This window comes from Pantoea sp. Ae19-2, from assembly GCF_059801205.1.
The window spans coordinates 3,664,648-3,686,995 of the sequence record NZ_JBCHWE010000001.1; the positions used below are offsets into that span (position 1 = coordinate 3,664,648).

Annotated in this window: 12 protein-coding genes, 2 tRNA genes and 3 rRNA genes; 6 read left to right on the top strand and 11 right to left on the bottom strand. The window is 52.4% G+C overall.

From position 1 onward, the window contains the following. The first annotated feature begins 486 nt into the window (after positions 1 to 486). The 3 genes from AAIE03_RS16840 (at position 487) to uxuR (ending at position 4,376) form a co-directional block, all read left to right on the top strand. Positions 487 to 2,016, top strand: a complete 1,530-nt coding sequence (locus AAIE03_RS16840) for an MFS transporter (RefSeq protein ID WP_014595047.1) — start codon at positions 487 to 489, stop codon at positions 2,014 to 2,016. Between the two features lie 120 nt (positions 2,017 to 2,136). After that, positions 2,137 to 3,399: a glucuronide uptake porin UidC gene (uidC, locus tag AAIE03_RS16845; protein ID WP_013024137.1), complete on the top strand. Its 1,263-nt coding sequence runs from the start codon at positions 2,137 to 2,139 to the stop codon at positions 3,397 to 3,399. Positions 3,400 to 3,605: 206 nt separating this feature from the next. Next, positions 3,606 to 4,376 (top strand): Uxu operon transcriptional regulator, encoded by a 771-nt coding sequence (uxuR, locus tag AAIE03_RS16850; protein ID WP_014595046.1) that lies wholly within the window; start codon positions 3,606 to 3,608, stop codon positions 4,374 to 4,376. On the opposite strand, the gene aceK is transcribed toward uxuR, so the two are convergent. The 6 genes from aceK to AAIE03_RS16880 form a co-directional block, all read right to left on the bottom strand. After that, on the bottom strand, positions 4,334 to 6,139 hold the full coding sequence (gene aceK, locus AAIE03_RS16855) for a bifunctional isocitrate dehydrogenase kinase/phosphatase (RefSeq protein WP_174260861.1): 1,806 nt from the start codon (positions 6,137 to 6,139) through the stop codon (positions 4,334 to 4,336). The two genes, uxuR and aceK, sit on opposite strands and share 43 nt — an antisense overlap. A gap of 58 nt (positions 6,140 to 6,197) precedes the next feature. Continuing rightward, the gene (gene aceA, locus AAIE03_RS16860) at positions 6,198 to 7,499 is read right to left on the bottom strand and encodes an isocitrate lyase (protein WP_174260862.1); all 1,302 of its coding nucleotides are present in this window, start codon (positions 7,497 to 7,499) and stop codon (positions 6,198 to 6,200) included. A 17-nt stretch (positions 7,500 to 7,516) separates the two neighbouring features. After that, on the bottom strand, positions 7,517 to 9,115 hold the full coding sequence (aceB, locus tag AAIE03_RS16865) for a malate synthase A (protein WP_014595043.1): 1,599 nt from the start codon (positions 9,113 to 9,115) through the stop codon (positions 7,517 to 7,519). Positions 9,116 to 9,377: 262 nt separating this feature from the next. Continuing rightward, positions 9,378 to 10,307 carry a homoserine O-acetyltransferase MetA gene (gene metA / locus AAIE03_RS16870; RefSeq protein WP_013024132.1) on the bottom strand — a complete coding sequence of 310 codons (930 nt, stop codon included), beginning with the start codon at positions 10,305 to 10,307 and terminating at the stop codon, positions 9,378 to 9,380. A 180-nt stretch (positions 10,308 to 10,487) separates the two neighbouring features. Then, on the bottom strand, positions 10,488 to 11,213 hold the full coding sequence (locus tag AAIE03_RS16875) for a molybdate ABC transporter substrate-binding protein (protein ID WP_015701278.1): 726 nt from the start codon (positions 11,211 to 11,213) through the stop codon (positions 10,488 to 10,490). Beyond that, positions 11,182 to 12,228, bottom strand: coding sequence for an ABC transporter substrate-binding protein (locus AAIE03_RS16880; protein ID WP_015701279.1), 1,047 nt, complete (start codon positions 12,226 to 12,228; stop codon positions 11,182 to 11,184). The genes AAIE03_RS16875 and AAIE03_RS16880 overlap by 32 nt, the downstream gene beginning before the upstream one ends. Before the next feature lie 622 nt (positions 12,229 to 12,850). Between AAIE03_RS16880 and AAIE03_RS16885 the strand changes: the two genes are divergently transcribed. Then, positions 12,851 to 13,066: a YdgH/BhsA/McbA family protein gene (locus tag AAIE03_RS16885; protein ID WP_014606960.1), complete on the top strand. Its 216-nt coding sequence runs from the start codon at positions 12,851 to 12,853 to the stop codon at positions 13,064 to 13,066. Between the two features lie 373 nt (positions 13,067 to 13,439). Here AAIE03_RS16885 and rrf read toward each other — a convergent pair. The 5 genes from rrf to AAIE03_RS16910 all read right to left on the bottom strand — a co-directional run bounded on the left by rrf (position 13,440) and on the right by AAIE03_RS16910 (position 18,805). Next, positions 13,440 to 13,555, bottom strand: a 5S ribosomal RNA gene (rrf, locus tag AAIE03_RS16890). Positions 13,556 to 13,784: 229 nt separating this feature from the next. After that, positions 13,785 to 16,689: ribosomal RNA gene (locus AAIE03_RS16895) — 23S ribosomal RNA — on the bottom strand. Positions 16,690 to 16,895: 206 nt separating this feature from the next. Continuing rightward, positions 16,896 to 16,971, bottom strand: a tRNA-Ala gene (locus AAIE03_RS16900). Between the two features lie 142 nt (positions 16,972 to 17,113). Further along, a tRNA-Ile gene (locus AAIE03_RS16905) sits at positions 17,114 to 17,190 on the bottom strand. 73 nt (positions 17,191 to 17,263) lie between these two features. Then, positions 17,264 to 18,805: ribosomal RNA gene (locus tag AAIE03_RS16910) — 16S ribosomal RNA — on the bottom strand. Together the 16S, 23S and 5S rRNA genes with 2 tRNA genes alongside form the textbook arrangement of a ribosomal RNA operon. Positions 18,806 to 19,440: 635 nt before the next feature. Here AAIE03_RS16910 and purH point away from each other — a divergent pair. Together purH and purD are read left to right on the top strand one after the other, a co-directional pair. Then, a complete protein-coding gene (gene purH, locus AAIE03_RS16915) occupies positions 19,441 to 21,030 on the top strand; it encodes a bifunctional phosphoribosylaminoimidazolecarboxamide formyltransferase/IMP cyclohydrolase (protein WP_013024128.1) in 1,590 nt (529 codons plus the stop codon). Positions 21,031 to 21,046: 16 nt separating this feature from the next. Next, positions 21,047 to 22,327 (top strand): phosphoribosylamine--glycine ligase, encoded by a 1,281-nt coding sequence (gene purD / locus AAIE03_RS16920; RefSeq protein ID WP_015701282.1) that lies wholly within the window; start codon positions 21,047 to 21,049, stop codon positions 22,325 to 22,327. Positions 22,328 to 22,348 lie beyond the last annotated feature (21 nt).

A 22,348-nucleotide genomic window follows, 5' to 3' on the forward strand; every position in this document is an offset into this window, starting at 1 on the left:
CCCCAAACAAGACCCACATCAAATAACATCCTTCTCACATAATAAAACATCCCATTCATTTAACTGGTCAACCAAAAGTTGACTTTGAGTCTAACTTATGGACATCCAGGGGATTTGTGATCGACCTCTTTTTTTTAAAAGAGCAGACTGATTACCATGCATTCGCACTACAAGCAAAAAATACACTGACAGATAATCAACATAGCCTTCACTGTGTTGACTTAACCACCGTCAATACTGGTTAACCAAAATAAAGTTCATTTGACATTAAACATCAGAACGGGAATCAACCCACTTATTTTAAACATTAAAACCAACCAACAATAAAAAACAAAAGGAGGAACATTATTTAAACAAAGCGTCGATTCAATTTAACCGTTTTCTCCTATTACAAATTAACTAAAAACAATTCTCTTCATCTTCACGATCGCATAACAACCTGAAGATGTTTTCTGACCGTTACGCTGAATTAATCAAGGGAACATTATGATGACAACAACAATACCGCCACGCAGGAAGGTGGGCACGGGCACCGCAATAGGCTATGGCATTACCGATATTTTTGGCGGTGGCTCCATGGCGCTAATTGGGACTTGGTTGCTTTTTTTCTATACGACATTTTGTGGTCTTTCGATGCTCGAGGCGAGCTCCATTTTTGCTATCGCCCGCATCATTGACGCTATTCTCAGCCCGATAATGGGCTATATCACCGATAAGTTTGGCAGCACCCGCCTCGGTAAACGTTTTGGCCGACGCCGCTTCTTTCTGCTCATCAGCGCCCCGCTGATGTTTATCTATGCGCTGGTCTGGGTCAGCGACATGAGCTACTGGTACTATCTTGGAACCTATCTCGCGGTAGAGTTACTGGTGGCGATGGTGTTGGTGCCCTGGGAAACCCTGGCGGCAGAGATGACCAACGATTTTGGCGAGAGAACCCGTATGGCGGCAATCCGCCTGACGTTTTCTCAGGTGGGCACCTTCCTCACCGCCTCAGTACCGGGCGTTATGATCCAGTATTTTGGTCAGGACTCTGCCCTGACATTCACCTACACCGGTATCCTGTTTTCATGCCTGTTTTTTATTGTGGTGCTGATTACCTGGTCCTGTACCTGGGAATCGAAAGACATGAATCCCGAAGAGTTTGAGCGACTTAACGCCGGGCCAAGTATTGGACTGATATCCCACCTGAAAAATATGTTTATCGAGCTGGCCACCACCTTCAAAATCAAAATATTCAGACAGCACTTGATTATCTATATTTCATCATTTACGGCGCTGGATATTTTCATAGCGGTGTTTGTTTATTTCGTCGTATATGGCCTGAGCCTGGATGCGGCAAACGCGTCAGCCTATCTTTCGATTGCCACCTCCGTATCCATTCCCGCGACGCTGCTTTTCATGTTTATGCTGGACAAGCTGAATATCAGGCCCGCCCTGGCCATGCGTATTTCTTATCTGTGTATTTTTGCTGTACTCGGTTATCTCATTTTGATGTATATCGGCCATAGCGCTGTGTCTTCCTGGTGGCTCACCACGCTGATATTTGTTCTGTTAGGTTTTGGCCGCGCAGGGCTTTATTTTATTCCCTGGAATATTTACAGCTTTATTCCTGATGTGGATGAAATGGTCACATGTCAACGGCGTGAAGGCGTCTTTGCTGGCGTGATGACGCTGATGCGCAAAAGTACCGTGGCCGTCGCAATTATGATAGTCGGTGCCGTACTGGAGCACAGTCATTTCGTCAAAGGGCAGTTAATTCAGCCAGAAAGTGCGCTGAATGCAATTACTGGTCTGCTGGTCTTTGGCTCCGGTGGTTTATTACTCATCAGCTTATATATGACCTTCAAATTTAAACTGACCCGTGAAACGCATCGGGTTCTGGTGAAAGAAATTGATCGTCTTAAGGCCGGCGGGAATAAAGCCGACTGTACACCCGAAACCAAAGTCGTGGTGAAGGCCCTGACCGGCTACGACTATGAACAGGTGTGGCAGCAGGATAATAACGCACGCCCTTAATTCAACCAGGCCAGTTCTTGAGTGGGTTGCACGTTACGCATGGCTGATCCCATCGGATAGCAGCCCGTTCTGCCTGCGCCTGAACGTAATGAAAATACTTAATACGCCAGGGATTCCTTTATGAACACACGTTTTTTTCGCTGCATGGCCATCGCTTTGCTGCTGTGTCCCTCGCTGCTGTACGCCGCAGCCATTAATGATAATGAAGACAGTTTAAGAATTCGTTTAAAGAATGATTTTCGACGAGCAGACAAGCCGAGTGCAGGTACCGGGCGTGATATCTACGCCTGGGTACAAGGCGGGCTCATTGATGTGAACACCCGCTACTATTCTGACTTTATTGGTATCAGCGCGGGTGCCTATTACGTATACAAACTGGGGGCGAAAGACGGCTGGAGCACCCGCTACTATCTGGATGGGCACGATAGCTTTGGCGTGGCAGTCGGCGCGGTCAAGCTTAAACCCGCCGATAATCTCTACTTAACCATTGGGCGGTTTGGTACCGACTATGGTTACGGCAGTCTCCCCTACCGCATTCCACTGATCGCCGATAATTCGTCCCGCACGATACAGACGATTTCTGAAGGCGTCCTGGCCCGTTTTGAGGCAACAGAAAACCTGGAATTCTGGTCAATGTGGCGTAAACGCGCCTTCTACTATGTCGATTCGGCAACCGGCGTGCGTGATGAAGGGGTGATTGACAGCGCAACAGGTAAGTACCATCCCCGCCGGGGACGCGGCTATTTGGTGGGATCATGGCACGATGCCTCGTCACGCTATTCGTTGGGGGCGTCTTATCAGCAAGATGTCTCAACCCAGGTGCAGAGCATTTTTGAAAAAACGCATACCTTTTCCAACGACCATACACTGAAGTGGGAGCTTATGGGATTTTATGGTCAGGTAGAAGGGATGAGTAAGCCTCTTAGTTACCATCACGAGACCGCCTTAATTTCCGGACGCTTAACTTACTCTTTTGATAAGGCAAGATTGTTTGGCGCCGTGGGCAAACTGACCCATGATATCGATGGGCGCATTGTCTACACCGATATTGGCTATCCCGACTCCCTGAGCATCGACCGCAACAAGGAAAACATGTTATCCGCGCAGTTTGGCGGGCAGTATTTCTTTAATCAAAACGTCGGTGTCATGCTGGGGCCAGTTATCACCAGAGGTTACGAAGACAAGCAGCGTAATACTAAAATTAACGGGCTCGGACTCATGGGAGCGGTGATGTATAACGTTACCGATGGGCCATTCAAAGGACTGAATATGTACGTGGCTGCTGACCGTGCCAGAGAGAAACGGCCCGGCAGCGCGCTGGGCGATAAACTTTATTACTGGGATGTGAAAACCGGCGTGCAATACGATTTTATGTTGAAGTAACGACGCATCCATTACGTCGCACAGGTGTTTCAAAAGTGGCATCGTATGATGTCACTTTTAATAAAAACCGCAATTAATTGTTAAATAAGGGATAAATCCCCTTTTCATCTGGTCAACCAGTTTATCTTAACGTGCGCAAAACCCTGTTACCTTACCCGTTGGGTGATATAGTTTTCGCCGGAACGGTATCTGACGGGAGCATAATTATGAGGTCTGTCTCTCAGCAGCGGCCCTATCAGCAAGTGGGTATAAAAATCCGGCAACTGATTCTGGAGACGCCTTACCGCTCGGGTCAGCGTTTGCCGCCAGAACGTGAAATTGCTGACATGCTCGACGTCAGCCGCACCGTGGTTCGCGAGGCATTGATTATGCTGGAAATTGAAGGGCTAATCGAAGTCAGACGCGGTGCTGGTATTTATGTGGTGGAGCACAAAAACCCATTACGTATTGAAGAAGTGAACACGCATTTTTGCAACGATGCCGGCCCGTTTGAACAGCTTCAGGCACGACAGCTACTGGAAAGTAATATCGCCGAATTCGCCGCGCTTCAGGCCACGCGAGAAGATATCGTCAAAATGCGTCAGGCCCTGCTGTTAGAAGAGCGCGAACTGGCAAGCTGCTCGCTGGAAAACTCAGAGAGCGGTGACATGCATTTTCATCTTGCCATTGCCGAAGCAACGCATAACAGCATGCTGGTCGAACTGTTTCGCCAGTCATGGCAATGGCGTGAAAATAACCCTATGTGGATTCAGTTGCACAGTCACCTGGGCGATACGCTTTATCGTAAAGCATGGTTGATCGATCACCGACAGATTCTTGCTGCACTCATCAAGAAGGACGCACGCGCTGCAAAGCTGGCGATGTGGCAACATCTTGAAAACGTGAAACAGCGCCTGCTGGAGTTTTCCAATGTTGATGACCTTGATTTCGATGGTTATCTGTTTGATTCATGGCCGCTGGCAAAAACGGACGGCTGAATGCCTGCAGTAGCAGGCACACGTGACGACGTCGTCAACGTGCTGCCGTAACGGATGCAGAAACGCTGGACATGCTGCCAGGCGATCACGTCCTCAATATGCCCCTGAGCGATGCGCTGCTGTTGTGCACGCCACCAGCTCGCCTCAAAAATTTCCGGATGCCGCTGTTGCAGTAGCGCGCCTGTGGCAGGCTCGCTGCATAATGCATAGCGGAAGGTTTCAGGAAATACGTCATCCGGCCCCACGCTGTACCAGGGCTCCGCACTGAGCTCATCTTCTTCATATCGCGCCTGAGGAACCTCACGAAAATTGAGTTCCTGCATAGGGCGGATTTCATCGTAATCATAAAACACGACGCGCCCGTGTCGGGTGATGCCAAAGTTTTTAAACAGCATGTCGCCGGGAAAGATGTTGGCGGCAGCCAGCTGTTTGATCGCATTGCCATACTCTTCAATGGCGTGCTGGCGCTGGTTTTCACTGGCCTGCGCCAGGTAAAGATTCAGGGGCTGCATCCGACGTTCCAGCCAGAGGTGGCTGATGATCAGGCGGTCGCCCTCAATACGTATCTTTCCGGCAATCGTGTGTTGAAATTCCTCCAGTAGCGCGGGAGCGATACGCGCGAGCGGCAACGCAAACTGTTCAAAAGCCTGTGTATCGGCCATGCGCCCCACGCGGTCGTGCTCTTTGACCTGCTGATAACAGGCCCTGACCTGCATTTCTGTGACCTCTTTTTGCGGTGCAAACCGATCTTTGATGACTTTAAATACCCGATCAAAGCCCGGTAATGTGAACACCAGCATCACCATGCCACGAATACCCGGTGCAATCTCAAACGCGGCGTCGGTTTGCGCCAGCGCCTGGAGATATTCCCGATAGCTTTCCGTTTTGCCATGTTTTTGACAGCCGATAGCCATATAGCGCTCTGCCAGGGTTTTACCCGGCAATACAGGCTTGAGCCAGGCCACCAGCGCCGCCGGCAGCGGCGCATAGACCATGAAATAAGCGCGGGCAAAGCCAAACACGATGCTCGCGTCATTGACGTCCGTGAGGCAGGTATCAATCCACAGTTCGCCCTTATCGCTGCGCTGAATCGGCAACAGACAGGGAAATATGCCGTCGGGCAGGTGCAGCCGGGCGACAATCCAGGCGGTTTTGTTGCGAAAAAACAGCTCACTGCAAACGTCCAGCCAGCCCTGCGCCAACTGGGCGGCGGAAAACTGCTCGCGCAAATGGCGGTGAATCCACGCTTCATCGCGCGCCCGATCCTGCCATGGCAGCGTTAAAGGCAGGTCGCGCAGTACCTGGTGGAACAGCGCTTGCCAGCCCTGATGTGGTAGATAGGTCCGCGCCAGAGGGCGCGCAGGGGAAGTTTGCGTTGAGGCTGGCTGAGAGCTGAAAATAAACAGGCGTTTCGGCTGCAGTGCATTATGGCCATGCAACCGGCAATACACCGAATTAAAGAAGCTCTCGGCAATTTCGTAGCGCGGATAGCCGGGCAACAGGGTTTCGTAATGGCTTTTAATCGTCAGCCAAAAGTCATCGTCCCAGTGTGCCGCCCCGTTCAGCACGCGCAATTGATCGGCGACTAATGCCACGTGATGATCGTAAAGATGAATACGCGCCTTCATCGCCTGCTGTACCGCCTGCCATTCGGCCTGTTCAAAACGCTGTTGTGCGCCTGCGGTAATGTCGAGAAAACGACCATACTGCGCGTCAAAACCCTGCAGAATGGTGTGAGCAATCAGTGATTCGCGTGGCGGCATGATTCACTCCTGAAAAAGCCCGCCCGCAGATGCCGGGCGGGAAAGACACAGACTCAACTCAAAACTGATGCTCCTCGGTGGACCCTGTCAGGGCCGTCACCGATGACTTGCCGCCCTGAATCGTGTTGGTCACCTGATCGAAATAGCCTGTTCCGACCTCCTGCTGATGCGATGAAAAGCTGTAACCCCGTTCGCGCGCAGCAAACTCCGGCTGCTGAACTTTTTCCACATAGTGGCGCATGCCTTCGCCCTGAGCGTAAGCGTGCGCAAGATCGAACATGTTGAACCACATGCTGTGGATGCCCGCCAGCGTAATGAACTGAAAGCGATAGCCCATGTCACTGAGCGCCTGCTGGAAGGCCGCAATGGTTTTGTCATCCAGATTCTTTTTCCAGTTAAACGAAGGCGAACAGTTGTAAGCCAGCAGCTTGCCTGGATAGCGGGCGTGAATCGCATCGGCAAAACGCTGGGCCATGGCCAAATCCGGGGTGGAGGTTTCACACCAAAGGACATCGGCGTAAGGGGCGTAAGCCAGTCCACGGCTGATTGCCTGCTCAATGCCGGCGTTGGTGCGGAAAAAACCTTCCGCCGTGCGGTCGCCGCGTATAAATGGGCGGTCGTATTCGTCACAGTCAGATGTGATCAGGTCTGCGGCATCCGCATCGGTCCGCGCCAGCAGGATCGTGGGTACGCCCATGACATCGGCAGCCAGACGCGCCGCCACCAGCTTCTGTATCGCCTCCTGGGTTGGCACCAGCACCTTACCGCCCATATGACCGCATTTCTTCACCGCCGCCAGTTGATCTTCAAAGTGCACGGCCGCCGCGCCTGCGCTGATCAATGACTTCATCAGTTCAAACGCATTCAGCACGCCACCAAAGCCCGCTTCTGCATCGGCAACAATGGGCAGAAAATAGTCGATATAGCGGCTATCTCCCGGTTCTGTGCCGTTAGCCCACTGAATCTGATCGGCGCGCTGGAATGTCTGATTAATACGGGTGACCACCTCAGGCGCGGAGTTGACCGGATAAAGCGACTGATCCGGATACATTTGTCCTGCTACGTTGGCATCGGCAGCGACCTGCCAGCCAGACAGGTAGATCGCTTCTATACCGGCCTTTGCCTGTTGCAGAGCCTGACCGCCCGTTAATGCTCCCAGACTGTTGATATAGCCTTTTTTGGCGTCGCCATTGAGCAGCGACCAGAGCTTCACCGCCCCCCGCTCTGCCAGAGTACAGGCCGGCACAACAGAGCCCCGCAGGTTAATCACTTCCTCTGCGCTGTACGGGCGGGTAATGCCCTGCCAGCGCGCGTCCTGCCACTGTTTTTCGAGTTGCTGAATATGTTGAGTACGTGTCATGGCAACGGCTCCTTAAGTCAGGGAAGCAGGCGGTAGCCTGGCAGAGTCAGAAAGGAAACCAGTTCGTCCTGGGTTGTGATCTGCGCCATCAGGCGCGCCGCTTCCTCATAACGACCTGAACTGAATGTCTTATCGCCCAGATGCATCTGTAGCGTTTGCAGCTCATCGTTCAGCAGCTGCTGGAAGAGCGCGGCCGTGACCGGCTGTCCATCGAGCAGAGATTTCTGATGGCGGATCCATTGCCAGATTGAAGTCCGGGCAATTTCTGCAGTTGCGGCATCTTCCATCAGGCCATCGATGGGGACACAGCCATTGCCGCTAATCCAGGCTTCCAGATACTGCAACGCCACCCGAATATTGGCGCGCATGCCCGCTTCCGTTCGATCGCCTTCGCAGGGTGCCAGAAGCTGCTCTGCCGTTATCGGGCTGTCATCCTGCCGCAGAATGTTGAGCTGATTAGGGCGTTCACCCAGTACCTGGTTGAAGACTGACATCGCCGTGTCTGCCAGGCCGGGATGCGCGATCCAGGTACCGTCATGTCCGTTGTTGGCTTCACGCTGTTTATCTTCAGTGACGCGCTGCAGCACCCATTCATTGCGCGCGCTGTCTTTGCTGGGAATGAGCGCTGACATGCCGCCCATGGCAAAAGCACCACGGCGATGGCAGGTTTGGATCAGCAGTCGTGAGTAAGCATCCAGAAAGGGCTGAGCCATGGTTACAGACTGCCGGTCGGGCAGAATCCGATCGGCATGTTCGCGCAGCGTTTTGATATAGCTGAAAATATAATCCCAGCGACCGCAGTTCAGCCCCACGATATGATCCCGCAGATTCCACAGGATCTCGTTCATCTGGAATACCGCCGGTAGCGTTTCGATCAATACGGTGGCTTTTATGGTGCCGCGAGCCAGATCAAAACGATCCTCGGCAAAGCTAAAGATATCCCGCCACCACGCAACTTCCTGCCAGCTCTCAGTTTTAGGCAGATAAAAATAGGGGCCACTGCCTTTTGCCAGTAAGGCTTCCGCGTTATGAAAAAAGTAGAGAGCAAAATCGAACAGACCACCGGGAATCGCATTCCCCTGCCAGCTAACATGTTTTTCAGACAGATGCAGTCCACGTACCCGGCACATCAATACCGCAGGATCGGCCCGTAGCTGATAGATTTTTCCGTTCTCGCTGGTATAGCGCAGCGTTCCCGCCACGGCTTCCCGTAAGGTTTGCTGTCCGTCAATGAGTTTTTCCCAGCAAGGTGCCAGCGAGTCCTCAAAGTCGGCCATAAACACCTTTACGTTAGCATTCAAGGCGTTAATCACCATTTTGCGATCGGGCGGACCGGTGATCTCAACGCGACGATCCTGTAAATCGGCCGGAATACCACGGATCGTCCACGCTCGCTCTCTTATGGAAACCGTTTCCATATCAAAGTCAGGTAACCCGCCGGAATCGTACTCTTTTTGCCGGACCTGACGTGCGGCTAACAATCTCTCACGCTGGGGTGCAAAACGCGTCACCAGTTCCTGCAGAAAAGCGATGGCGTCGGGAGTAAGCAACTGCTTTTCCGCATCGCTAAAGGGTTTACTGAAAAGTAATTCACTGTTGATAACCGAGTCTGTCATGTCTGCTCTCTCCTGTTTACAGGCGGATCAACATGGATGATCCACAGATAGGGTAATTATTGAGCTACAGGATCAGAGCATATTCATTTTAATTTTAAAATCAAAAACTATTTCCATTTCTAATAAAAAAACAACTTATCACCATGATTAATAAATGATTTATTTTATTGTTTAACAGGTAATACTTTTCACTCACGTTTTACAGACGAAAAAAAACCGTGCTGCCAGCGGCTAACACGGTTCAGTTGTCGCTAAAAAAGGATTATTCCAGCGTGGGATTCATATGGCGCAGATCAAACGGCGTAATCTGGTAGACGTAATAATTCAGCCAGTTTGAAAACAGCAGGTTTCCATGGCTACGCCAGGTGGCGCGCGGTGTAAGCTGCGGATTATCCTGTGGGAAATAGTTATAGGGTACTTCAGGATTCAGCCCGGCTTCATAGTCGCGTTGAAACTCTCCCGCCAGCGTCAGTGCATCGTACTCCGGATGCCCGGTCACAAACGCCAGCCTTTTGTCTTTGCTCGCCATCAGATACGCGCCGGTTTGTTCCGATTCAGCAAATAATTCCAGATCGGTATAATCCGTGATGAGCTGCGTCGGGAAATCAGCGTAACGTGAATGGGGAGCGAGGAAATTATCGTCGAATCCCCGCGTCAGTAAGGAATGGGGATGCAGTATCTGATGCTCAAAGACGCCCGCCAGTTTAGTCTGCCGGGTCTGTTTAGGAATGCCATATAAAATGTTTAATGCCGCCTGGACGGCCCAACAGACAAACAGCGTTGAGGTAACATGGTCTTTCGCCCACTCCAGCACCTGTTTTATCTGCGGCCAGTAAGCCACATCGTTAAATTCAACCAGGCCCAGCGGCGCACCTGTCACGATTAAGCCATCGTAGTTATCGTGCTGAATATCGTTAAAATTGCAGTAGAAGTTGTTGAGATGATCGCTGGGTGTATTCCGCGACTCCCGACTGTCGATGCGCAGTAGCTGGATATCGATCTGCAGCGGTGAGTTGGAGAGTAAGCGCAGAAACTGGTTTTCCGTCTCAATCTTCTTGGGCATGAGATTAAGAACCAGCACTTTAAGCGGACGGATCTCCTGAACACTGGCACGTGACGACGTCATCACAAAGACGTTTTCGTTACGTAAAAAATTCACTGCCGGTAATTCGTCGGGGACCCTGATTGGCATAGCTTAATCACCTCTAGTAACCATACATACGTTTAGACATCCAGACAGCCAAAGATAACCAGTTAAAGGCTAAATGTCGAGTCTGCATATCAACAGGTGAAAAAGTTTCAAGGCGCGGGGCAGAGATGTGACATCTCGCTAAGCGCGCCCCTGCGGAAAAGAAATTGAAAGCCTGTTCTGTCACTGGCTGAGGGACAGAAAACCGTACTGGCGTAAAATTTGTTGCGCGGTATCGGAACTCAGGAATGCCGCGAGCGGCCTGGCAGCGGCGGACAGCGTGGCCCAGCCATATCGTGCCTGGACATTGTAAGTGGAAGGAATGTTAAAAACCCGAAGCTGGGAAAAACGAGCCAGGCGAGGCGCATAGCTGGCGTAGCCGATAAACAGCTCAGCATGGCCTGCACTGATAATCCACTGCGCCGCCAGGTCACCCGCAGGCACAGGCAAGCTGTCTGGTCCGCCAACCATAGCGATCGCTCTTTGCCTGAGTGCATCGCCACAACCGGGATGGCGCTGTTCGATATGGTCAAACAACTCCAGGGTGTAATCACCTGAGGGATCGCAAAGCGGCGTTGAGGTTCCCAGCCGCAAATCCTCACGGAGTAATAGCGACAGCCAGTCATCCTGTTCAATGACGCAATCACGTTTAGCCGTCAGGCAAAGCCTGTTATTTGTAAAATGGCCGGTATGATCTGCCAGGCCTTGTTGGCGCAGCTTTTCTGGATGCTGTAGGTTAGCCGACACAAACAGGTCGCATATTTCACCCTGTTCAATGCGCTGACGCAGCAGACCGGCCGGCCCATACTGAGTATTTGCGGTTAAGCCGGATTCGGCATGGAAGGCAGTCATGAGCATCTTCCACACGTCACGCAGGCTACCTGCTGCCAGAACCTGTAGATTTCTCATGGTATGACGTCCGGTAGAACCGTTGATACCAGCGATTAGCCTGCTGCTGCATATCGATGTCGCGGAATTTATCTGGGTAGAGTTTTTTCGCCATCCACAGTTCGCCTAACCCTATGGCCTCCGGCATGGGATAGCCCCATGCCTTGGCATACTCAGGCATCAGCCATACCCGGTGATGTTTCACTGCATCAATGGTTCGCCAAAGGGGATTCTGTTGAATCTCCTTTACCACCTGTGGATAGCGGTCCTGAACGAAGATGACCTGTGGGTTCCATACGACAACCTGCTCCATGCTGACCTGCCTGAATCCCTGAATCGACGAGGCCGCCACGTTAAGGGCACCGGCATGCGCCATCATCAGGCCGGTATATTTACCCGCTCCGTAGGTGGTCAGATCGGGATTAGCCATATAGGCGCGAACACGCTGCTGCTCGGGGATATTTTTGAGACGGTCGGTGACGATCTGACGACCGGCGAATGCCGCTGAGATTAACGCTTTGGCCTGCTGCTGCCTGTTGACGACTTCCCCAATCAGCGTAATCCCCTCTTTTATACCCAGGTCGTACGCCTGATCTTCGTTTTGCATATTGGGGTTGATCTCACCCTGCTGTCCGGCGTCGTCATGGCGCAATGAAATTGCCAGGACCGGAATACCCAATGCAGAGATTTGGTCAATCATCTCTTTTGGCGCATAGTTAGTGACAAATACCACCTGTGGATGCAGCGCAACCAGCTTTTCCAAATCCACGTGGGTCAAATCACCCAGCAGCGCTTTATGCGTCAGTTCAGGTACCAGCGTCGCGTAATTGTCCCCTAGCTGCTGCTTCCAGTTAGCGAGAATCCCTACGATTTTATCTGTCGCGTTTAACTGCACCAGGAGATTCAGCGTTTGATGCTGAAGCACGACCACACGATCAACCCGATCTGGAATCGTAACGGTGCGGCCAATTTGATCGGTCACAACACGGCTGGCGTAACTGTTTAAGGCGGTAAGCGTCACTATGCCTGCAAGCATCAGGCGCTTTAATGTTGTATTCAATAAGGTTTCCCCGAAGCGTAATGCAAGAGATTATATAGCGCTTATCTGTCGCAAGGTAGCCTCTTGATGCGCATACCTGACCGCTGCTGTGCTCCTTTATCCTGTTTCCGAATCGGCGTCACCGAAACACCAGAAAGGTAAAAAGAGAACGGATGCGCTAAAACCATCAAGGCTGCGGAACTGGCCTTTAACGGAATCATGTTGACAGCTGACAGCGGGATACAGCTTCGCCCAGGTGGACAGGGCTTTGTGAACGTGTTCAGGCTGTACAGGCGAAGGTCAGATAAATCACTGTGCGGACGACTTGACGGTTTTTTAGATTACGAGCTGGTCAGCGGGCATAACTGGAAAGTGCATCTCACTATGCGCTGTAAACAATCAGGCTGAAAGATATTCCAGTGTATAGTTATATTATTCCAGTATTAAATCCCTACAGATTTAACCTGCTGATATTCTCTTTTACATACTGAAAATAATGCTAGCAGGTTGATATTAATTAGAGCACAGGGCGTTAATTTTAAACTGCACATACTCTGCTAGTTTAATTTTAACGGAGCCAGACAGACTCCTTCATCAACTGAAATAAAGGGGTAATATTATGAAAATCAATAAAGTAACGTCAGCTGCTGCTGCCGTGGCATTTTCATTGATGTCTTTCGGTTGTTTTGCACAAACCGTCTCTGCCACCTCATTAACACTGGATGGCGCGGTCTCTAAAATTGCCAGACAGGCGAAACAACAAGGCGATCATTTTAGAGTTATCAGTGCAGACACCAATAATTATGCCCACGTAACCGCTGAATTATATAAATAATATCGGCGCTAAAAAAGCACGTGACCGGCTGTTTTTAAACGCATTCCGCGTTTTTAAAATAGCTGGTCTTTTTTTGTCTTTAATTAATGCTGCCCATCTTATCCAACTCAACCAGGCGATCTTCAACGATTTTAAGGCGTTTTCAAAGATGCCTACTGATAACAGCCTGTCTGCCGTGTACCAGATGACGTGCCTGTGTTTTACGTCGCTCCGCCACTGCACCCGTGCCTTGCTGCTGGTTCACCGTTGCCCGCTAAACGCCGGTAAAGGGATGCGTCCGGTCCGGAACGGCGCAGAGATGAGGGGTTATCTGCCAGATCGCAGACGTAAAAAAGCCCTGAACGTCAGTTCAGGGCTTCTTTACTTGTTTGATGCCTGGCAGTTCCCTACTCTCGCATGGGGAGACCCCACACTACCATCGGCGCTACGGCGTTTCACTTCTGAGTTCGGCATGGGGTCAGGTGGGACCACCGCGCTAAAGCCGCCAGGCAAATTCTTTGTGCTCCGTCCTGCGTCTTTCACGCTGCTGCCGCGTTGGCTTCCCTCGCGCCGCTCCGTCACATACCTCAGTATGCTCCTTCACCCCGTCTCGGTTGCCGCCTTGCACTCAGCGCAAAATCCTTCGGACTCACGTCCGCAGAACAGAACTAAATTCTTTATCCGGTAAACAATGCTGAAAATTCAAGTCGTCTCTCTACCAAAACGCCTCTGGCGTTGTAAGGTTAAGCCTCACGGGTCATTAGTACCGGTAAGCTCAACGCATCGCTGCGCTTACACACCCGGCCTATCAACGTCGTCGTCTTCAACGTCCCTTCAGGAGCCTTAAAGGCTCAGGGAGAACTCATCTCGGGGCAAGTTTCGTGCTTAGATGCTTTCAGCACTTATCTTTTCCGCACTTAGCTACCGGGCAGTGCCACTGGCGTGACAACCCGGACACCAGCGGTGCGTTCACTCCGGTCCTCTCGTACTAGGAGCAACCCCCCTCAATTCTCCAGCGCCCACGGCAGATAGGGACCGAACTGTCTCACGACGTTCTAAACCCAGCTCGCGTACCACTTTAAACGGCGAACAGCCGTACCCTTGGGACCTACTTCAGCCCCAGGATGTGATGAGCCGACATCGAGGTGCCAAACACCGCCGTCGATATGAACTCTTGGGCGGTATCAGCCTGTTATCCCCGGAGTACCTTTTATCCGTTGAGCGATGGCCCTTCCATTCAGAACCACCGGATCACTATGACCTGCTTTCGCACCTGCTCGAGCCGTCACTCTCGCAGTCAAGCTGGCTTATGCCATTGCACTAACCTCCTGATGTCCGACCAGGATTAGCCAACCTTCGTGCTCCTCCGTTACGCTTTGGGAGGAGACCGCCCCAGTCAAACTACCCACCAGACACTGTCCGCAGCCCGGATTACGGGCCTACGTTAGAACACCAAACATTAAAGGGTGGTATTTCAAGGCCGGCTCCACGCAGACTGGCGTCCACGCTTCAAAGCCTCCCACCTATCCTACACATCAAGGCTCAGTGTTCAGTGTCAAGCTGTAGTAAAGGTTCACGGGGTCTTTCCGTCTTGCCGCGGGTACACTGCATCTTCACAGCGATTTCAATTTCACTGAGTCTCGGGTGGAGACAGCCTGGCCATCATTACGCCATTCGTGCAGGTCGGAACTTACCCGACAAGGAATTTCGCTACCTTAGGACCGTTATAGTTACGGCCGCCGTTTACCGGGGCTTCGATCAAGAGCTTCTCCTTGCGGATAACCCCATCAATTAACCTTCCGGCACCGGGCAGGCGTCACACCGTATACGTCCACTTTCGTGTTTGCACAGTGCTGTGTTTTTAATAAACAGTTGCAGCCAGCTGGTATCTTCGACTGGCTTCAGCTCCGGGAGCAAGTCCCTTCACCTACGCGCCAGCGTGCCTTCTCCCGAAGTTACGGCACCATTTTGCCTAGTTCCTTCACCCGAGTTCTCTCAAGCGCCTTGGTATTCTCTACCTGACCACCTGTGTCGGTTTGGGGTACGATTTTGTGTTACCTGATGCTTAGAGGCTTTTCCTGGAAGCAGGGCATTTATCACTTCAGCACCGTAGTGCCTCGTCGTCACGCCTCAGTGTAAAGTGAACCGGATTTGCCTGGAACACACACCTACACGCTTAAACCGGGACAACCGTCGCCCGGCTGATATAGCCTTCTCCGTCCCCCCTTCGCAGTAACACCAAGTACAGGAATATTAACCTGTTTCCCATCGACTACGCCTTTCGGCCTCGCCTTAGGGGTCGACTCACCCTGCTCCGATTAACGTTGAACAGGAACCCTTGGTCTTCCGGCGACAAGGTTTTTCACCTTGTTTATCGTTACTTATGTCAGCATTCGCACTTCTGATACCTCCAGCATGCCTCACAGCACACCTTCGACGGCTTACAGAACGCTCCCCTACCCAACAACACATAGTGTCGCTGCCGCAGCTTCGGTGCATGGTTTAGCCCCGTTACATCTTCCGCGCAGGCCGACTCGACCAGTGAGCTATTACGCTTTCTTTAAATGATGGCTGCTTCTAAGCCAACATCCTGGCTGTCTGGGCCTTCCCACATCGTTTCCCACTTAACCATGACTTTGGGACCTTAGCTGGCGGTCTGGGTTGTTTCCCTCTTCACGACGGACGTTAGCACCCGCCGTGTGTCTCCCGTGATAACATTCTCCGGTATTCGCAGTTTGCATCGGGTTGGTAAGCCGGGATGGCCCCCTAGCCGAAACAGTGCTCTACCCCCGGAGATGAGTTCACGAGGCGCTACCTAAATAGCTTTCGGGGAGAACCAGCTATCTCCCGGTTTGATTGGCCTTTCACCCCCAGCCACAGGTCATCCGCTAATTTTTCAACATTAGTCGGTTCGGTCCTCCAGTTAGTGTTACCCAACCTTCAACCTGCCCATGGCTAGATCACCGGGTTTCGGGTCTATACCCTGCAACTTAACGCCCAGTTAAGACTCGGTTTCCCTGCGGCTCCCCTATACGGTTAACCTTGCTACAGAATATAAGTCGCTGACCCATTATACAAAAGGTACGCAGTCACCCCATAAAGAGGCTCCCACTGCTTGTACGTACACGGTTTCAGGTTCTGTTTCACTCCCCTCGCCGGGGTTCTTTTCGCCTTTCCCTCACGGTACTGGTTCACTATCGGTCAGTCAGGAGTATTTAGCCTTGGAGGATGGTCCCCCCATATTCAGACAGGATACCACGTGTCCCGCCTTACTCATCGAACTCACAGCCTGTGCACCTTTGTGTACGGGAGTATCACCCTGTACCCTGCGACTTTCCAGACGCTTCCACTGATGCACAAGCTGATGATGGTTCTGGGCTCCTCCCCGTTCGCTCGCCGCTACTGGGGGAATCTCGGTTGATTTCTTTTCCTCGGGGTACTTAGATGTTTCAGTTCCCCCGGTTCGCCTCATACAGCTATGTATTCACTGCATGATAGTGTGTCGAAACACACTGGGTTTCCCCATTCGGGTATCGCCGGTTATTGCGGTTCATATCACCTTACCGGCGCTTATCGCAGATTAGCACGCCCTTCATCGCCTCTGACTGCCAGGGCATCCACCGTGTACGCTTAGTCGCTTAACCTCACAACCCACAGGCGTTTTACGCTGCGTGTCATGAGCTTTTGAGAGACTCGAACGCGTTGTGCTGTGTTCCTTATTACGGAGGAACACGACAATGCGTCGTTTCAAATTTTCAGCTTGTTCCGGATTGTTAAAGAGCAGAATACTTCGCAGCACACCGTTGCCGGTACGCTCTGAAGTATTTTCAGAAAAAAACAGTAGTGAGTATGGTGGAGCTAAGCGGGATCGAACCGCTGACCTCCTGCGTGCAAGGCAGGCGCTCTCCCAGCTGAGCTATAGCCCCATACAGTTACTGCAGAGACCACTACTACCACTCAACCGAGTACACTTCGTGAGAAGTGCACTTCGTGCTCAGGCAAGGCGTGTGTCCGCGAAGCATAGTGAACTATGCGAGCCGGAGACATAACGCAGCATGAGTGCGAAGTTGGTAGGCCTGAGTGGACTTGAACCACCGACCTCACCCTTATCAGGGGTGCGCTCTAACCACCTGAGCTACAAGCCTGTAGAGGTTTTTTCTGCTCGTGACTTTCTATCAGACAATCTGTGTGAGCACTTCGCGGGAAGGTATCTTCAGGTAAGGAGGTGATCCAACCGCAGGTTCCCCTACGGTTACCTTGTTACGACTTCACCCCAGTCATGAATCACAAAGTGGTAAGCGCCCTCCCGAAGGTTAAGCTACCTACTTCTTTTGCAACCCACTCCCATGGTGTGACGGGCGGTGTGTACAAGGCCCGGGAACGTATTCACCGTGGCATTCTGATCCACGATTACTAGCGATTCCGACTTCACGGAGTCGAGTTGCAGACTCCGATCCGGACTACGACGCACTTTATGAGGTCCGCTTGCTCTCGCGAGGTCGCTTCTCTTTGTATGCGCCATTGTAGCACGTGTGTAGCCCTACTCGTAAGGGCCATGATGACTTGACGTCATCCCCACCTTCCTCCGGTTTATCACCGGCAGTCTCCTTTGAGTTCCCGACCGAATCGCTGGCAACAAAGGATAAGGGTTGCGCTCGTTGCGGGACTTAACCCAACATTTCACAACACGAGCTGACGACAGCCATGCAGCACCTGTCTCACGGTTCCCGAGGGCACTAAGGCATCTCTGCCAAATTCCGTGGATGTCAAGAGTAGGTAAGGTTCTTCGCGTTGCATCGAATTAAACCACATGCTCCACCGCTTGTGCGGGCCCCCGTCAATTCATTTGAGTTTTAACCTTGCGGCCGTACTCCCCAGGCGGTCGACTTAACGCGTTAGCTCCGGAAGCCACTCCTCAAGGGAACAACCTCCAAGTCGACATCGTTTACGGCGTGGACTACCAGGGTATCTAATCCTGTTTGCTCCCCACGCTTTCGCACCTGAGCGTCAGTCTTCGTCCAGGGGGCCGCCTTCGCCACCGGTATTCCTCCAGATCTCTACGCATTTCACCGCTACACCTGGAATTCTACCCCCCTCTACGAGACTCAAGCCTGCCAGTTTCAAATGCAGTTCCCAGGTTAAGCCCGGGGATTTCACATCTGACTTAACAGACCGCCTGCGTGCGCTTTACGCCCAGTAATTCCGATTAACGCTTGCACCCTCCGTATTACCGCGGCTGCTGGCACGGAGTTAGCCGGTGCTTCTTCTGCGGGTAACGTCAATCAATGCGGTTATTAACCACATCGCCTTCCTCCCCGCTGAAAGTACTTTACAACCCGAAGGCCTTCTTCATACACGCGGCATGGCTGCATCAGGCTTGCGCCCATTGTGCAATATTCCCCACTGCTGCCTCCCGTAGGAGTCTGGACCGTGTCTCAGTTCCAGTGTGGCTGGTCATCCTCTCAGACCAGCTAGGGATCGTCGCCTAGGTGGGCCGTTACCCCGCCTACTAGCTAATCCCATCTGGGTTCATCCGATAGTGAGAGGCCCGAAGGTCCCCCTCTTTGGTCTTGCGACGTTATGCGGTATTAGCCACCGTTTCCAGTGGTTATCCCCCTCTATCGGGCAGATCCCCAGACATTACTCACCCGTCCGCCACTCGTCACCCGAGGAGCAAGCTCCTCTGTGCTACCGTCCGACTTGCATGTGTTAGGCCTGCCGCCAGCGTTCAATCTGAGCCATGATCAAACTCTTCAATTTAAAGTTTGATTTGCTGAAACAAGTCCAGCGGTGCTCATCTGTAAAACGTCATAATGAATTTCATTATGTGTTCACTCGTGAGGCTTTGATATTTTTTACGTCCGGAGACGCTGATATCAATCCTGCGAGTGCCCACACAGATTGTCTGATAAATTGTTAAAGAGCAGTGCGAACAGCGGGTTAACCGCCTGTCGCGAGGTGGCGTATATTACGCTTTCCTCCTTCAGAGTCAACCTCTTTTTCAGAAGTTTTTCTCCGGCGGCTCAGTTGCCTGACCCTCTCAACACCGCATTCCGTAAGCCGTTGTGCCGTGTCGATGGAGGCGCATTATAGGGAGTTCTCTCTGGCTGACAAGGGCTAAATTCAATAAAAATGACTGTTCGCTGCATTCCACAGCAAAACCCCGCCTTATACGCAGTTACACACAAAGTTATCCACATTCCCGGCCGCATCAAATTTAGACGAGCATCACGCAAACGTTTTCGCTACAATGCCCCGCAACGCAATGGATGCCCCTTTTCGGGGCGTTACCTGAAGTTTTTACGCTTTTGCTGCTCTATATAGAGAAAAGTAAGCACGCAAGCTTGATGTAACGCTCTTATTTACGCGAATCAAAGCCAAGGGATAAAACCACCATGCAACAACCTCGTCCTTTACGCCGCGCCCTGCTCAGTGTTTCTGATAAAGCCGGCATCCTCGAATTTGCTCAGGCACTCTCTCAGCGCGGAGTTGAGCTGCTCTCCACAGGTGGTACCGCTCGCCTGCTCGCAGAGGCGGGACTTCCCGTCACAGAAGTGTCTGACTACACCGGCTTCCCGGAAATGATGGATGGACGCGTTAAAACACTGCACCCGAAAGTCCATGGCGGCATTTTAGGACGTCGTGGACAAGATGATGCGGTGATGGCGCAGCATGCTATCAGCCCGATTGATATGGTGGTCGTCAATCTTTATCCCTTTGCCCAAACCGTCGCAAAACCAGATTGCTCACTGGAAGACGCCGTTGAGAACATTGATATTGGCGGCCCGACAATGGTGCGCTCGGCGGCCAAGAATCACAAAGACGTGGCGATTGTCGTTAAGAGCAGCGATTATCCGGCCATTATCGCTGAGCTGGACGCCAATCAGAACTCACTGACGCTCGAAACCCGCTTCAACCTGGCAATCAAAGCGTTTGAACATACCGCCGCGTACGACAGCATGATCGCTAACTACTTCGGTACTCTGGTTCCTGCCTATCATGGTGAAACCAGCCAACCAGCCGGCCGCTTCCCGCGCACCCTCAATCTCAACTTCATTAAGAAGCAGGATATGCGCTATGGCGAGAACAGCCATCAGGACGCCGCCTTCTATATAGAAGAGAATGTGCAGGAAGCCTCGGTCGCTACCGCCAGCCAGGTGCAGGGCAAGGCACTCTCTTATAACAACATTGCGGATACCGATGCCGCGCTTGAGTGCGTGAAAGAGTTTATTGAGCCCGCCTGCGTCATTGTCAAACACGCCAATCCTTGCGGTGTTGCGGTGGGTGAGTCAATTCTGGCAGCTTATGAGCGTGCCTATCAGACTGACCCGACATCTGCCTTCGGCGGCATCATTGCCTTTAACCGCGAGCTGGATGAGGCGACAGCCCAGGCCATCATCAGCCGACAGTTTGTTGAAGTCATCATCGCTCCTGCTGCAACGGAAGCTGCGCTGAAAGTGACCGCGGCAAAACAAAACGTCCGCGTGCTGGTATGCGGTGACTGGCAGGGTCGCGTGGCTGCCCTTGATTTCAAACGGGTGAATGGCGGTCTGCTGGTTCAGGATCGCGACCTCGGTATGGTCGATGCCAGCCAGTTGCGCGTCGTCAGTAAGCGCCAACCTTCTGAGCAGGAACTGCGTGATGCCCTGTTCTGCTGGAAAGTGGCGAAATTCGTTAAGTCCAACGCCATTGTCTATGCGCGCGACAATATGACCATCGGCATAGGTGCTGGCCAGATGAGCCGCGTCTACTCTGCCAAAATTGCAGGAATTAAAGCGGGTGATGAAGGCCTGGAAGTAAAAGGGTCCGCGATGGCTTCCGATGCGTTCTTCCCGTTCCGGGATGGCATTGATGCCGCTGCTGCCGTGGGCGTAAGCTGTGTGATTCAGCCTGGCGGTTCTATCCGCGACGATGAAGTGATTGCGGCAGCGGATGAGCATGGTATTGCCATGATCTTTACCGACATGCGTCACTTCCGCCATTAATTCTGTGGAGCCTTTTATGAAAATTTTAATCATCGGTAACGGCGGACGTGAACACGCATTGGCCTGGAAAGCGTCGCAGTCGCCGCTGGCAGAAACCATTTTTGTCGCACCTGGTAATGCGGGCACCGCGCTGGAACCCGCGTTGCAGAACGTCGATATTGCCCCCACCGATATTCCCGCTTTGCTGGCCTTCGCTCAACGTGAACAGATTGATCTCACCATTGTCGGCCCTGAAGCGCCGTTAGTGGCAGGCGTGGTTGATGCGTTCCGCGAGGCCGGATTGAAAATCTTTGGTCCAACTCAGGCCGCCGCGCAATTGGAAGGGTCTAAAGCATTCACCAAGGACTTTCTTGCACGTCACAACATCCCCAGTGCCGAGTACCAAAACTTCACCGACGTCGCCCCTGCGCTGGCTTACCTGCGTGAAAAAGGTGCGCCGATTGTCATCAAAGCTGACGGGCTGGCTGCCGGTAAAGGCGTGATTGTGGCCATGACGCTGCAGGAAGCGGAAGATGCCGTGCAGGATATGCTGGCGGGCAATGCGTTTGGTGACGCCGGGCACCGTATCGTGATTGAAGAGTTTCTGGACGGCGAAGAAGCCAGCTTTATCGTGATGGTTGATGGCGAGAATGTGTTGCCAATGGCCACCAGCCAGGACCATAAACGGGTGGGCGACGGCGATACCGGGCCGAACACGGGAGGAATGGGTGCTTATTCCCCTGCCCCGGTGGTGACCGATGAAATCCACCAGCGCGTTATGGATCAGGTTATCTGGCCAACCGTACGTGGCATGGCCGCCGAAGGCAATGTCTATACGGGCTTCTTATATGCCGGGCTGATGATCGATCAGACTGGTCAGCCTAAAGTGATCGAATTCAACTGCCGCTTCGGCGATCCCGAAACACAACCCATTATGCTGCGCCTGCAATCGGATCTGGTGGATCTGTGTCTGGCCGCCTGTGAAGGCAAGCTTGATCAAAAAGACTCACAATGGGATCCCCGCCCTTCACTGGGCGTGGTGCTGGCAGCCGGGGGCTATCCCGGCTCTTACAATAACGGCGATCAGATTCACGGTCTGCCGCTGGAAGAGGTTGCCGACGGCAAAGTTTTCCACGCCGGGACGCGCCTTGAAGAGGATCGGGTTTTGACGAACGGTGGGCGGGTTCTTTGCGTCACCGCGCTAGGCGATGATGTTGCTGCCGCACAGAAACGGGCTTACGAACTGGCTAAGCCGATTTCCTGGCAAGGCAGTTTCTGCCGACGCGACATCGGCTATCGTGCCATTAACCGTAAATAATGATCAAAGGGGCACCCAGTG